We start from the raw sequence: 13,461 nt of genomic DNA, 5'->3' as shown, positions 1-13,461 counted from the left end.
AAAGTAGCATGGGTACTCGAGCGGCTTTGGGGCTAGGCTTGGGCTTCACCCGCAATAAAGACAACAAGATGATCGGACTACTGCAACGTTATCCCCTGCCAGTGATTGTATTGGCACAACTGTTTGGCACGTCCCTCTGGTTCAGTATCAATGGGGTCTGGTTATCCCTGGCTGGTGAGCTGGGGCTGGCGGAATCGGATCTGGGGCGGCTTACCCTGTCGGTTCAGGCCGGATTTATTGTCGGTACGCTGACCCTGGCGGTTACCGGGCTGGCCGACCGTTTTGGCGCCAGTCGGATTTTTCTGGTCTCCAGCGTCCTGGGCGCCCTGGCCAATGCCGGTTTTGTCCTGGTTGCGGGGGTGTTTCCGGTGGATAGCCTGTTGCGATTCGCCACTGGTCTGTGCCTGGCTGGTATCTACCCTCTGGGCATGAAGCTGGTTATTGCCTGGACGCCCAAGCACGCAGGCGCCGCTTTGGCGTGGTTGGTGGGCATGCTCACGCTGGGGACTGCGCTGCCTCATTTAATGCGGGGTGCAACCCTGGGCCTGCCGTGGGAGTGGCCGTTGCTGGCGGCGTCGGTTCTGGCGCTGGCCGGCGGTTTGCTGGTGTTCCTGCTCGGCGATGGCCCGCACCTGCCCAAAGCCAAGGGTGGGCTACCCATCACTCAGGGCCTGGCAGCCCTGCGAATTCCCCGGTTCCGGGCGGTGGCCGGCGGTTACTTTGGCCACATGTGGGAGCTCTATGCGTTCTGGACCCTGGTGCCGTTACTGATTGCCCGGGAACTAAACCGACTGGGGCAGGGTGAGGCGCTGGTGCCCTGGCTATCGTTCGTGGTGATCGGTATCGGCGCGGCCGGTTGCATTGGCGGTGGCCGGCTCAGTCGGACCCGGGGCAGTGAGTGGGTGGCGCGGCGGGCGCTGATGGTCTCCGGGGCGCTGTGCCTGCTGTACCCCTGGTTGCACGGCCTGTCGCCAATACTGCTGATCGCATTACTGATGATCTGGGGCATTGCCGTGGTGGCGGATTCGCCCCAGTTCTCGGCTCTGGCGGCGGCTACCGCACCGAAAGAAACGGTCGGTTCCTCACTGGCGGTGATGAATGCCGTCGGGTTTGGTCTGACGCTGCCCGCTATCTGGATCACCAGCGGGCTCTGGAGCCCCTGGGGGGTGTGGGTGGCGTTGCTGTTGCTGCCGGGGCCGGTGCTCGGATTGCTATCGCTGGGTCGAGGCAAGGCGCCAGCCTGATACAATAGCCCGATTCAGCCGCCCCATCTGTTACGGATCGCCATGACCCCGCGAATTCTTCTGTTGTCCGCCTACGACGCCGCCAGCCACCAGCGCTGGCGGAACCAGCTGGTGGCGATGTGTCCCGACTATCACTGGCAGACCCTGACGCTTCCTCCCCGGTTCTTCCAGTGGCGCATTCGCGGTAACCCGGTAAGCTGGCTGGCCGAGCCATGCCTGTCACAACCCTGGGACCTGATAGTCGCCACGTCCATGGTGGATCTGGCCACCCTGCGGGGTCTGCATCCCCAGCTGGCAACCACTCCGTGCCTGCTCTACATGCATGAAAACCAGTTTGCCTTTCCGGTGAGCGAACAGCAGCAGGGTCGGCTGGAGCCGCAGATGGTGAATCTATACAGCGCGCTGGCGGCGGACGCGGTAGCGTTCAACAGCGCCTGGAACCGTGACAGTTTCTTGCGGGGCGTTGACGCCTTACTGAACAAAATGCCCGATGCGGTGCCGCCGGGGGTGGTGCAGGCATTAACAGAGAAATCCCGGGTGCTGCCGGTGCCGATTGAAGACCGCCTGTTTGTCGACCAGGGGCGCGCCTTGAACTGGCGGTGCCCACACCTGCTCTGGAACCATCGCTGGGAATACGATAAGGGGCGCGGATCGCTTGCTGACGTTTTTGCAGACGCTGGCGGGCCGGTCCATGCCCTTTCGTTTGAGTGTGGTGGGGGAGGGCTTCCGCCGTTACCCGGAGGCATTTGACCGGATCCACCATCAATTTGCTGGTTACATCGAGCACTGGGGTTATATGGACAGTCGCGATGAGTACGACCGGTTGCTGCGCGAGGCAGACGTTGTTTTGTCCACAGCTTTGCACGACTTCCAGGGCCTGGCGGTGCTGGAAGCCATGGCGTCGGGCTGTGTGGCCCTGGTGCCGGACCGGCTGGCGTACCGGGAGTATGTGCCCGAGCCTTGCCGTTACCGGAGTGATGAATCGAGCCCGGAAGAGGAAGCCAGGGCTGGGGTTAACTGCCTGGAACAGATCATGGTGGATAAACCCGCTTCTACTTCCCCTGATGCCTGGCGGGCGTCTCGGTTGGCGGGGTGTTACCAGGCCCTGCTGGATGACCTGATTGCTGGCCGTTAGGTTGGTCTGGCGCCAACTTGCGGGCCTCACAGGCCCTGCCTAGACTGGATATTATCCCGCCGTTCCAACAAGGATGGTATCCATGGAGTTCCGCACCCTCGACGGCAACGAAGCCGTTGCCTCAGTGGCCTATCGGTTGAGTGAAACCATCGCCATCTATCCGATTACTCCGGCCTCTGTCATGGGGGAGCATGCCGACGACTGGGCAGCCCTGGGCAAAACAAACGTTTGGGGCCAGGTACCGGGTGTGGTGGAAATGCAGTCCGAAGCCGGCGCGGCCGGCGCCATGCACGGCGCCTTACAGGCGGGCTCACTGGTGACTACGTTCACTGCCTCCCAGGGCCTACTGCTGATGTTGCCCAACCTGTACAAAATTGCTGGCGAGCTGACGCCGTTTTGCATGCACGTGGCCGCCCGCAGCCTGGCCACCCACGCCTTGTCGATCTTCTGTGACCATTCCGATGTCATGAGTGCCCGGGGCACCGGCTTCGCCCTGCTGGCCTCCGGTTCAGTGCAGGAAGCCCAGGACATGGCCGCGATCGGGCACGCAGTCACGCTGGAAAGCCGGGTGCCGGTGATGCACTTTTTCGACGGCTTTCGTACCTCCCATGAAATCGCCAAGATTGTCCCGCTCAGGGACGATGAACTGAAAGCATTGGTGCCTTATCAGGGCATCGAAGCTCATCGTAACCGCCGGATGACGCCAGACCACCCGGTGCTGCGGGGCACCTCCCAGAATCCCGACGCCTTTTTCCAGTCCCGGGAAGCGGCCAACCGGTTTTATCAAGCCTTCCCGGACCATCTGGAAGCGGTGATGTCCCGCTTTGCCGACGTCACCGGTCGGCAGTACAAGCTGTTCGACTACGTTGGGCATCCGGAAGCCGAGCGGGTGCTGATCCTGATGGGTTCCGGGGCGGAATGTGCCCATGAAACCGTGGAATGGCTGATGGCCAAAGGCGAAAAAGTGGGTGTGCTCAAAGTGCGCCTGTTCCGGCCGTTCGCCACCGAGCGCTTCCTGAAGGCGCTGCCGGATACCGTGCAACATCTGGCCGTGCTGGACCGCACCAAGGAACCCGGCGCCCAGGGTGAACCCTTGCTGCTGGAAGTCAGTGGCGCGCTAATGGAAGCGTTCAGCCGGGGCGATCGGCCCAATCTGCCCCGGGTGATCGGCGGGTGTTATGGCTTGTCCTCCCGGGAGTTCACCCCGGCCATGGTCTGCGCGGTGTTTGAGCAACTGCAGGAGCCGGCACCAAAAACCCGCTTTACCGTGGGAGTGCGGGATGACGTTACCCATTTGTCGCTGGAGGTGGACAGCGAGCTGGATATCGAATCGCCGGAAACCCGGCGGGCGCTGTTTTTTGGCCTTGGTGCCGATGGCACGGTCAGCAGCAACAAGGCCAGCATCAAGATTCTGGGCGAGGGCACCGATCTGTTCGCCCAGGGGCACTTTGTTTACGATTCCAAGAAATCCGGTGCCACCACCGTCTCCCATCTGCGCTTCGGGCCGCATCCCATTCGTTCCAGTTACCAGATTAGTCAGGCCCAGTTTGTGGCGGTGCACGCGCCGCAGTTTCTGGAGAAGTTTGACGTGCTGGAACACGCTGCGCCCGGGGCGACGGTGCTCTTGAATGTGCCCTGGCCAGCAGAGCAGGCCTGGGACCAATTGTCGGTGGAAGCCCAGCGGGTGCTGGTGGAGCGCAAAGCCAGATTGTTCGTGATCGACGCCGCCAGCGTGGCCGAACAGGCCGGGCTGGACCGGCGAATCAACACGGTGATGCAGGTGTGCTTCTTTGCCCTGGCCGATATCCTGCCCCGTGACGAGGCCATTGCCCATATCAAGGAATCCATTCGCCAGACCTGGGGCCGGCGCGGGCCGGAGGTGGTGCGGCGCAATGTGGAGGCGGTGGATTCCGCCCTGGATAACCTGCATGAAGTGCCGGTGCCCGGTTCAGTAACCGCCACCCGGACCCGGCCCCCGAGAGTACCGGAGCATGCCCCGGACTTCGTGCAGAAAGTTACTCGGCTGCTGATGGATGGCCAGGGCGATAAACTGCCGGTCAGCGCCTTCCCGGTGGATGGCACCTGGCCCACTGGCACCAGCCAGTACGAGAAGCGCGCCATTGCCCAGGAGATTCCGATCTGGGAATCGGACCTGTGCGTGCAGTGTAATTTCTGCACCATGATTTGCCCGCATACCGCCATTATCAGCAAGGTATTCGAGCCGGACAGTGCTAAAGATGCTCCCGATAGCTTCCTCGCGGTGCCGGAAACCCACACGCCGGAGCTGGAAGGGCTGGACTACCGGGTTCAGGTGGCGCCGGAAGACTGCACTGGCTGCGGCTTGTGCGTGGAAGTCTGCCCGGCGAAGGATCGCACCCAGCCCAAGCGCAAGGCCATCAACATGCGCCCCGTTGGGGAACATGTGGATGATGAGGCCACGAATCTGGCCTTCCTGCGAAACCTGCCGGATGTACCCCGAGACCGAATTCCCAGGGACTTCAAATCCTTACCGCTTTTGATCCCCCTGTTCGAATATTCGGGGGCCTGTGCCGGCTGCGGTGAAACCCCTTACATCCGATTGCTCACCCAGTTGCTGGGTGACCGGCTGATGATTGCTAATGCCACCGGCTGCTCCTCCATCTATGGCGGCAACCTGCCGACCACCCCTTACACGGTGAATGCCGATGGCCGGGGACCCACCTGGAACAATTCGCTGTTCGAGGACGCCGCAGAGCTGGGCCTGGGTATGCGTATGGGCCTGGGCAAACTGGCTGGCCGGGCCAGGCAGTTGCTGGAAGATATGAAAGCGCCGCTCCCTGTTGAACTCTACCAGGCCCTGACCAGCCCCTGTGTCACTCTCGACGAGAGCGCCATGGCGGCCCGGCGCGCAGCCGTCGTCCAACTGCGTAACTGGCTCGAAAGCCAACAAGGCTCAGAAGCGCAGGAGCTGGATAACTTGGCGGATGAACTTTGTCCCAAGAGCGTCTGGGTGATTGGTGGCGACGGCTGGGCCTACGACATCGGCTACGGCGGGCTGGACCATGCGCTGGCTTCGGGCCAGAACATCAAGCTGCTGGTACTGGATACCGAAGTCTATTCCAACACCGGTGGCCAGCAATCCAAGGCCACGCCCATGGGGGCGGTGGCCAAGTTTGCGGCGGCGGGCAAGGAAACCCGCAAGAAAGACCTGGGGCTGCTGGCCATGAGTTATGGCCATGTCTACGTGGCCCAGATTGCCATTCAGTCCCACAGCAATCAGGCCACCAAGGCCCTGCAGGAGGCCGAAAGCTTTGACGGCCCGGCGTTGATCATCGCCCACAGCCCCTGTATTGCCCACGGCTACGACCTGGTGCACTCCCCGGCTCAGCAGAAGCGGGCGGTGGACAGCTGGGCCTGGCCACTGTACCGCTTTGATCCAAGGCGGATTGAGGAAGGCCTGCCGCCATTGCAGCTGGATTCCGTGCGCCAGAAGGTGCCGATGAAAGCCTATATGCAGGAAGAGGCTCGTTTCCGCATGCTGGAACTGCGGGACCCTCAGCGCTACGAGTTGCTGGTGGCCAATGCCAGCGATGCCGCGAAAGAACAGCGGGAGCTGTATATGCAGCTGGCCGGTATTCATTTTGAACCCCATGACCCCGTGAATGAAAAAACCGCCGGGGATGGAGAGCGCCATGACTGACCTGATAACCCGCTGGCTGGGCCTGGAGTTGAAGTCGCCCCTGGTGCTGGGCGCCAGCCCGCTGACCGATGAGCTGGATACCCTCAAGGCCTGCGTGCAGGCCGGCGCCGGTGCGGTGGTGATGCACTCGCTGTTTGAAGAGCAGCTGGTGGCGGAGCAGATGGCCGCGCACAAGTTTATCGATTCCCGAATCAACATGGATGCTGAGGCTCGCTCGTTTTTCCCGGAATCCGAGATCTTCGAGATGGGCTCCGGCAGTTACCTTCAACGGCTGCAACAGTTGAAAACGGAGCTGGGGGTGCCGGTGATTGCCTCCCTCAACGGTATTTCCCCCGGCGGCTGGACTCAGCACGCCAGGGAACTGGAGCAGGCCGGGGCCGATGCCATCGAGCTCAACCTGTACGACCTGGCCACCGATGCCGGCGATACCGCCGATACCCTGGAACAGCGCCAGCTGGCGGTGATTCGTTCGGTCGTAGAGCAGGTGTCGGTGCCGGTCAGCGTTAAACTCTCGCCTTTCTACTCGGCATTGCCGGCGTTTGTGGCGGGCGTTGAGGCGGCAGGGGCCAGGGGGCTGGTGCTCTTCAACCGGTTCTATCAGCCGGATATCGACCTGGAACAACTGGCGTTGAGTCGCGAGGTGGTTCTTTCGACCAGTGCTGAGCTGCCACTGCGTCTGCACGCCATGGCCAGGCTGTATAACCGCACCGGCCTGGACATGGCAGCGTCTGGGGGCGTTCACACGGGCGACGATGCCGCCAAAGCGATCCTCTCTGGTGCCACGGTGGTACAGCTGGTTTCGACGGTTCTGCAACACGGCCCTGCCGCCTTCGAGCGGCTGGGGGGTGAACTCACCACGCGCCTGGCCAGCATAGGCTATCAATCCCTGCAGGAGGCTCGTGGCGCCTTGTCACTGGATAATGTGCCGGATGCCGGCACCTGGGAGCGATTGAACTATGCCCGGCTGCTGCACGGATGGCCGTCGTCCTTATAGGGAGCCAGGGCCGGGATGCACACCGGCCCTGAGCCATCAGCGGAACATCAGTGGCTCTGGTCCGGTACTTCCCGGATGCGGCCATGCTCATCAATGGCCACGTACACGAACAGGCCTTCGGTCACCTTGCGCGGGTTTTTAGAGGCGCGGTCGAGGGTCCACACCTCCACATTGATTTTCATGGAGCTGCGGCCGATATCCACCAGCTCGCAGTAACAGCCCACCTGGGAACCCACCCGCAATGGCGAGAGAAATTCCATCCGGTCCATGGCCACGGTGGCATTGCGGCCCTGTGAAATACGCCCGGCCATGGTGGCGGCGGCTATGTCCATCTGCTTGACCAGCCAGCCGGCGAACACATCGCCATTGGGATTAGTGTCTGAGGGCAGGGGTACCACCTGCAGGGTGAGTTCCCCGCGGGGTTTGGGTTTGTCGTCATCGTATGCAGTCATGGGAGTCGCCTGTAGATACTTATGAGTTGTTTTCCCTGCATGGTAACGGGCTGGCGGCGTGCTGCAAGAAAATTTGAACAATGACGTCTATATTTCAAATGCTGTAACAAAGTTGTCACAGACACTCCTTAGGATGCACTCATCGGTAAAGCAGATCCATACACAACGTCCACCGATAATGGAGACTTAACGTGATGAAACTGAAAGCAGCTCTTGCCTCTGTTGCCCTGGCTGGCAGCATTGCGGCGGTATCTACCCCGGCCATGGCCCGCGATACTATCAGTATTGTAGGTTCCTCCACGGTGTATCCTTTCGCTACGGTAGTTGCCGAGCGTTTTGGTCGTAACACTGATTTTCCTACCCCTCGCATGGAGTCTACCGGCTCTGGTGGCGGCCTGAGCATTTTCTGTCAAGGTATCGGTACCCAGCACCCTGATATCACCAACTCCTCTCGTCCGATCAAAAAGAGCGAGTTTGATTTGTGCCAATCCAATGGTGTGGAAGACATTGTAGAGGTGCGTATCGGTAGCGACGGCATCGTGATCGCCCAGTCCGCTCAGAATGAGCCGCTTGATCTGAGCCTTCAGCAGGTTTTCCTGGCTTTGGCGAAAGAAGTGCCAGACCCCAGTGGTGCTGAGAAGCTGGTTCCGAACCCTTATAAAAAATGGAGCGACATCGATTCCAGCCTGCCGGACATGGCCATCAGTGTAATGGGTCCTCCTCCAACTTCCGGTACCCGTGATGCTTTCGTTGAAATTGCGATGGAAGGCGGTTGTTCTGTATACCCCTTTATCAAAGCAATGTCCAAGAACGACTTTCGGGCCACTTGCCGCAGTATTCGTGAAGACGGACCTTTCATTGACGCAGGCGAAAACGACAACCTGATCGTGCAGCGTCTTTCTCGGGATACAGGTACTTATGGTATTTTTGGGTACAGCTTCCTTGCAGAGAATCGCAACGTTATTCAGGCCGTTACCGTTGACGGTGTAGAGCCGACCCAAGAAACCATCGGCAGCGATCAGTACCCGGTAGCGCGGTCATTGTTCTTTTACGTCAAGAAGGCGCACGTGGGTGTTGTTCCTGGTATCCAAGAATACATCGCCGAGTTTACCAGTGAAGGCGCTTGGGGCGACAACGGTTACATGGTGGACGTTGGTCTGATTCCGATGCCTCGCGCTGACCGGATGGAAGTAGCAAAGCGAGCCAAGGAACTGACTCCGATGACTGCGGCTGATTTCTAAGCAAGATAAGTTGCAGAGATGTAAAAGAAACGCGAGCCTAGGCGCTCGCGTTTCGCATGTCAGACTGAAACAGACATTATTCACGCCACGACGCAGAGAACGTTATGCAAACTGCTAATTTGTTGCCCTTGGTGTTGGTGCTGGCCGTGGTGGCCTATTTGCTCGCCTACTCGCGTTCCCGGGCTGTTGCGGAGCCTATCGGCGGCATTCGCAACCTGAAATCGCTTCCCTTTTATTACGCGGCAAGAGCCTCCTTATGGTGTGCCATTCCGGCACTACTGGTGCTTGCGGCATGGGCTGGCTTCGAAGCTAAGGTTATTCAGGCGATTGTTATTAGTTCTCTGCCTTCCGAGCTTGCACCTGATTCCGCCGGAAGAGCAAGTCTTCTGTTATCGCAAATCAGTAATATTGCATCCGGAAGGCTGTCACCCGAGTTTGCTCCGGATGGTGTTGTTGCGGCGGCCGAACTTCTGGAGACGCTGCGCGCCCAAAGCAAAACATTCATGACGATACTCGTGTTGCTGATTGCGGTGCTCGGCGCCAGTTTCGCCTGGACTCGGGTAGCCCCTCATGTCAATGCGCGGGAAAAGGTTGAGAAGACCTTGCTGCGGATTTTCTTTGTATGTGCCGCAATTGCCATTCTGACCACGTTGGGCATTGTTTTTTCCGTAATCATGGAGACCTTCAGGTTCTTCCAGCATATACCGTTCTGGGACTTCATCACTGGAACCAGCTGGAGCCCGCAAATGGCGCTAAGGGCCGACCAGGTTGGAGCTGAAGGCGCCTTCGGTGTTATTCCTCTGTTCACGGGTACATTGCTTATTTCAGTGATTGCGCTTCTGGTGGCGGTGCCGACAGGCCTGCTCTCAGCCATCTATCTGTCGGAGTATGCCAGCAAGCGGGTCCGCTCGGTGGCAAAACCGTTACTGGAAATGCTGGCGGGTGTCCCGACGGTTGTTTACGGGTTTTTTGCTGCGTTAACGGTGGCGCCGTTTATTCGTGAAGTGGCAGAAGCCGTGGGGCTCGCCGCCTCCTCACAGAGCGCGTTGGCGGCAGGTTTGGTCATGGGCATTATGATCATACCGTTTATTTCGTCGTTGTCTGACGATGTCATCAATGCCGTGCCTCAAACCATGCGGGATGGTTCTCTCGCACTGGGTGCTACCCAGTCGGAAACCATGAAAAAGGTTATTTTTCCGGCGGCCTTGCCGGGCATTATGGGCGGTATCCTTCTGGCCGCTTCCCGTGCTATTGGTGAAACGATGATTGTGGTCATGGCTGCGGGCCTCGCTGCAAACCTCACCCTTAACCCTCTTGATACGGTTACAACCGTTACCGTCCAGATCGTGACTTTGCTGGTAGGAGACCAGGAGTTTGACAGCCCCAAAACTTTGTCTGCTTTCGCTTTGGGTATGCTGCTATTTGTGGTGACTTTGTTGTTAAACGTGATCGCCTTGAAAATTGTCCGCAAGTATAGGGAACAATATGACTGACCAACGCTCACAGGCGGACATCGTTCGTCGCTCGTTAAAAAAACGCTACCGTAAAGAACGTCGGTTCCGGGCATACGGTGTGCTCGCAATTTCCATTGCATTGGGCGCTCTGGTTATCCTGTTTGCCGACATTATCGGGAAAGGTTGGACGGGTTTTATCAAAACGACCGTCACCCTTGAGGTGGTGCTGGACAGTCAGTCCATGTATCTGGATGACCCCACCGATGCTGATCAGCGTGCCATGGCCGATTTTGCCGCACCTATCATTGCGGCTCTGCAAAAGCAGGTGCCGGAGGCGGCGAGGTCTCAAGATCTTCGCCAACTCTATAGGCTTGTAGGCACATACGGGAGCAACGATATCAGCGATTTGTTGAGGGCAAACCCCGAGATGCTGAATACCACTCAAACGCTGACATTTCTTGCCAGCGATGCGGTGTCTGTGTACGTCAAGCACAGGGATAACCCCAGTTACAGTGTCCGGTTGTCGGAGCAGCAGCAGCAATGGGTTGACCAGTTGATGGAAAAAGGTGTCATTAAAACGGCATTTAATGATGTATTCTTTACCAGCGGGGATTCTAGGGAACCGTCAAATGCCGGTATTCTGGGAGCGCTCGTGGGCTCTCTCCTGACTCTGGTTGTGACTTTGGCAATCGCCTTCCCGGTTGGTGTGGCTGCGGCCATTTATCTTGAGGAGTTTGCTCCACAGAACAAGATTACCGATTTTATTGAGGTGAATATCAACAACCTTGCTGCAGTGCCATCCATCATATTTGGCCTGCTGGGCTTGGCGGTCATTATCAACACGTTTGGGATGCCCAGATCAGTGCCTGTGGTCGGTGGCCTCGTATTGGCGTTAATGACTCTGCCAACCATCATCATATCCAGCCGTGCTGCCATTAAGAGTGTTCCCCCGTCAATTCGCGAAGCGGCAGAGGGAATTGGCGCGTCGAAAATGCAGGTGGTTTTGCACCATGTGCTGCCACTGGCCATGCCCGGTATGCTCACTGGTTCCATCATTGGAATGGCTCAGGCTCTGGGTGAAACCGCGCCATTGCTGCTGATCGGTATGGTGGCGTTTATTGTGGATGTGCCGGATGGCTTCTTCAGTGCCGCGACCGTATTGCCGGTGCAAATCTATCTCTGGGCCAGCAGTGCTGAGCAGGGATTCATTGAGCTGGCGTCTGCAGGCATTATGATTCTGTTGACTTTTCTGATCAGTATGAATGCATTGGCTATCTGGTTGCGCAAGCGCCTTGAACGCCGGTGGTAAAGGAGATTATCAATGAACACTATGAATCCAACCGTGACCAGCGAAGCAGATATGCCTGAAGAGACCCTTATACCGCTACAGGAAGAACGGCCGGCGGAAACCGTCATTGAGGAAGGTAAAACCGTGGGCATTCCATTTGCGGATGACCCCAAGTTCAGGTTGCGTAACGTCGAGGTGTTCTACGGAGAAGAACGGGCGATCAAGAATATCAGCCTGGACATTGGCCGTAACGAGGTGATTGCGTTTATCGGCCCGTCCGGCTGCGGTAAGTCGACGTTTTTGCGCTGTTTGAACCGGATGAACGACAGCATCGACATCTGCCGCGTCAAGGGGCAGCTTATGCTGGACCAAGACGACATCTACCATACCAAACGGGATGTCGTAGAGCTGCGAGCTCGGGTGGGCATGGTGTTCCAGAAGCCGAACCCGTTCCCCAAGTCGATCTACGATAACGTGGCCTACGGCCCACGAATTCATGGCCTTGCCAATCGAAAGTCCGACCTTGACGAAATCGTCGAAAGCAGTCTGCGCAAGGCTGGTCTGTGGGACGAGGTTAAAGACCGCTTGGATGCAACGGCTACCGGCATGTCAGGTGGTCAGCAACAGCGACTGTGTATCGCTCGGGCGATCGCTGTCAGCCCGGAAGTGATCCTGATGGACGAGCCATGCTCGGCCCTGGACCCGATCGCCACCGCAAAAGTGGAAGAGCTGATTGCCGAGATGTCGGAGAGTTACACCATCGTGATCGTGACCCACTCCATGCAGCAAGCGGCACGAGTCTCCAACCGCACCGCGTATTTCCACCTGGGGCATCTGGTGGAGGTGAACGAGACTGACAAGGTATTCACCTCACCGGAGCACGAGCTGACGGAATCCTACATTACTGGCCGCTTTGGTTAAGGGCACCGGGGAACACTGGAGATATCAGATATGCCGAATAAAAAGGACGATGTATACGGGGATCACATTTCCCACAAGTTCAATGACGAGCTGACCGAGCTGAAAACCCAGTTTCTGAACATGGGTGGTCTGGTGGAAAGCCAGGTTGAGCGTGCGGTTCAGGCGCTGGTCGACGGCGATGGTTACGTTGCGGAGAACGTCCGTGCTGGTGACAAACAGGTCGATAAAATGGAAGTGGAACTGGACGAAGAGGCCACGCTGATCATCGCTCGCCGCCAGCCCACGGCGCGGGATTTGCGGTTGGTGATTGCGGTGATCAAGATGGTGGCGGACCTGGAGCGGGTTGGTGACGAGGCCAAGAAGATCGCCAAGATGGCGATTAAACTGTCCGAAGAAGGCCAGGCGCCCCGTGGCTATGTCGAGATCCGCCATATTGCCAGCCATGTGTTGAGCATGCTGCACGATGCGCTGGATGCGTTTGCCCGGTTGGATTCGGAGCAGGCATTGCGGGTGATGAAGGAAGACAAGCGGGTGGATGAGGAGTATCAGGCTGCTGCCCGTACGCTGTTGACCTTTATGATGGAAGATACCCGCAATATTTCACGGTGTATGTCGGTGATGTGGGTTCTGCGGGCATTGGAGAGGGTGGGTGATCACGCCTGTAACATTGCTGAGAACGTCATCTTCATGGTCAAAGGCGAGGATGTTCGCCATACGCCCGTGGATGAGGCTGAGAAGGTGGTTGGCCGGTAAATCTGCACAATCCCGTTCCCATGCGGGGGCGGGCTTTGGTGGAGGGCTGGCATGCGGGTTGGCTTTACGGGACACGCTCAAGCCGTCCGTGGGCGCTTAGCTTTCGCCATCCCTGGCGAAAGATAGTCCCGTAAAGCCAACCCGCACACCAGCCAGCCGGACCAAGGCATTGGTTTCCCCAAACCCAGACTCAATGCTCTGGAAGGCTTGGCACCAGGCCGGGTGCAGCCGGGCCGGTAGTGCTGTTCGGGAGTATCTTTGGCCATGGATGGCCAAAGCTAAGCGCGCATGGATGCCTTG

The 13,461-nt window shown here is 58.5% G+C and carries 11 protein-coding genes; 10 read left to right on the top strand and 1 reads right to left on the bottom strand.

Going from position 1 to position 13,461, the window contains the following annotated elements:
* Positions 1-8 precede the first annotated feature (8 nt).
* The 5 genes from C7H10_RS05195 (at position 9) to C7H10_RS05180 (ending at position 7,052) form a co-directional block, all read left to right on the top strand.
* Positions 9-1,244, top strand: coding sequence for an MFS transporter (locus tag C7H10_RS05195; protein WP_244178184.1), 1,236 nt, complete (start codon positions 9-11; stop codon positions 1,242-1,244).
* Positions 1,245-1,286: 42 nt separating this feature from the next.
* Positions 1,287-1,994: a tRNA-queuosine alpha-mannosyltransferase domain-containing protein gene (locus tag C7H10_RS19300; protein WP_244178183.1), complete on the top strand. Its 708-nt coding sequence runs from the start codon at positions 1,287-1,289 to the stop codon at positions 1,992-1,994.
* A complete protein-coding gene (locus C7H10_RS19295) occupies positions 1,936-2,379 on the top strand; it encodes a glycosyltransferase (RefSeq protein WP_244178182.1) in 444 nt (147 codons plus the stop codon). Before C7H10_RS19300 ends, C7H10_RS19295 begins: the two co-directional genes overlap by 59 nt.
* An 82-nt stretch (positions 2,380-2,461) precedes the next feature.
* Entirely contained in the window at positions 2,462-6,058 is a 3,597-nt protein-coding gene (gene nifJ, locus C7H10_RS05185; protein WP_106694015.1) for a pyruvate:ferredoxin (flavodoxin) oxidoreductase, read from the top strand.
* Positions 6,051-7,052: a dihydroorotate dehydrogenase-like protein gene (locus C7H10_RS05180; RefSeq protein WP_106694014.1), complete on the top strand. Its 1,002-nt coding sequence runs from the start codon at positions 6,051-6,053 to the stop codon at positions 7,050-7,052. Before nifJ ends, C7H10_RS05180 begins: the two co-directional genes overlap by 8 nt.
* A 47-nt stretch (positions 7,053-7,099) precedes the next feature.
* Here C7H10_RS05180 and C7H10_RS05175 read toward each other — a convergent pair whose 3' ends face one another.
* Positions 7,100-7,504 carry an acyl-CoA thioesterase gene (locus C7H10_RS05175; protein WP_106694013.1) on the bottom strand — a complete coding sequence of 135 codons (405 nt, stop codon included), beginning with the start codon at positions 7,502-7,504 and terminating at the stop codon, positions 7,100-7,102.
* Between the two features lie 194 nt (positions 7,505-7,698).
* Between C7H10_RS05175 and C7H10_RS05170 the strand changes: the two genes are divergently transcribed.
* From C7H10_RS05170 to phoU, 5 genes are all read left to right on the top strand, one after another.
* Positions 7,699-8,745: a substrate-binding domain-containing protein gene (locus tag C7H10_RS05170; protein ID WP_425269117.1), complete on the top strand. Its 1,047-nt coding sequence runs from the start codon at positions 7,699-7,701 to the stop codon at positions 8,743-8,745.
* A gap of 104 nt (positions 8,746-8,849) precedes the next feature.
* Positions 8,850-10,238 carry a phosphate ABC transporter permease subunit PstC gene (gene pstC, locus C7H10_RS05165; RefSeq protein ID WP_106694011.1) on the top strand — a complete coding sequence of 463 codons (1,389 nt, stop codon included), beginning with the start codon at positions 8,850-8,852 and terminating at the stop codon, positions 10,236-10,238.
* Entirely contained in the window at positions 10,231-11,508 is a 1,278-nt protein-coding gene (gene pstA, locus C7H10_RS05160; protein WP_106694010.1) for a phosphate ABC transporter permease PstA, read from the top strand. Before pstC ends, pstA begins: the two co-directional genes overlap by 8 nt.
* 12 nt (positions 11,509-11,520) lie before the next feature.
* Positions 11,521-12,408 carry a phosphate ABC transporter ATP-binding protein PstB gene (gene pstB / locus C7H10_RS05155; RefSeq protein ID WP_106694009.1) on the top strand — a complete coding sequence of 296 codons (888 nt, stop codon included), beginning with the start codon at positions 11,521-11,523 and terminating at the stop codon, positions 12,406-12,408.
* Positions 12,409-12,438: 30 nt separating this feature from the next.
* A complete protein-coding gene (phoU, locus tag C7H10_RS05150) occupies positions 12,439-13,161 on the top strand; it encodes a phosphate signaling complex protein PhoU (protein ID WP_106694008.1) in 723 nt (240 codons plus the stop codon).
* The last annotated feature ends 300 nt before the right edge of the window (positions 13,162-13,461 follow it).

Origin of the sequence: Marinobacter shengliensis (genome assembly GCF_003007715.1) — a bacterium.
Lineage (GTDB): Bacteria > Pseudomonadota > Gammaproteobacteria > Pseudomonadales > Oleiphilaceae > Marinobacter > Marinobacter shengliensis.
Note: the sequence above shows the minus strand (reverse complement) of the source record. Positions and strands in the feature narration are given on the sequence as shown.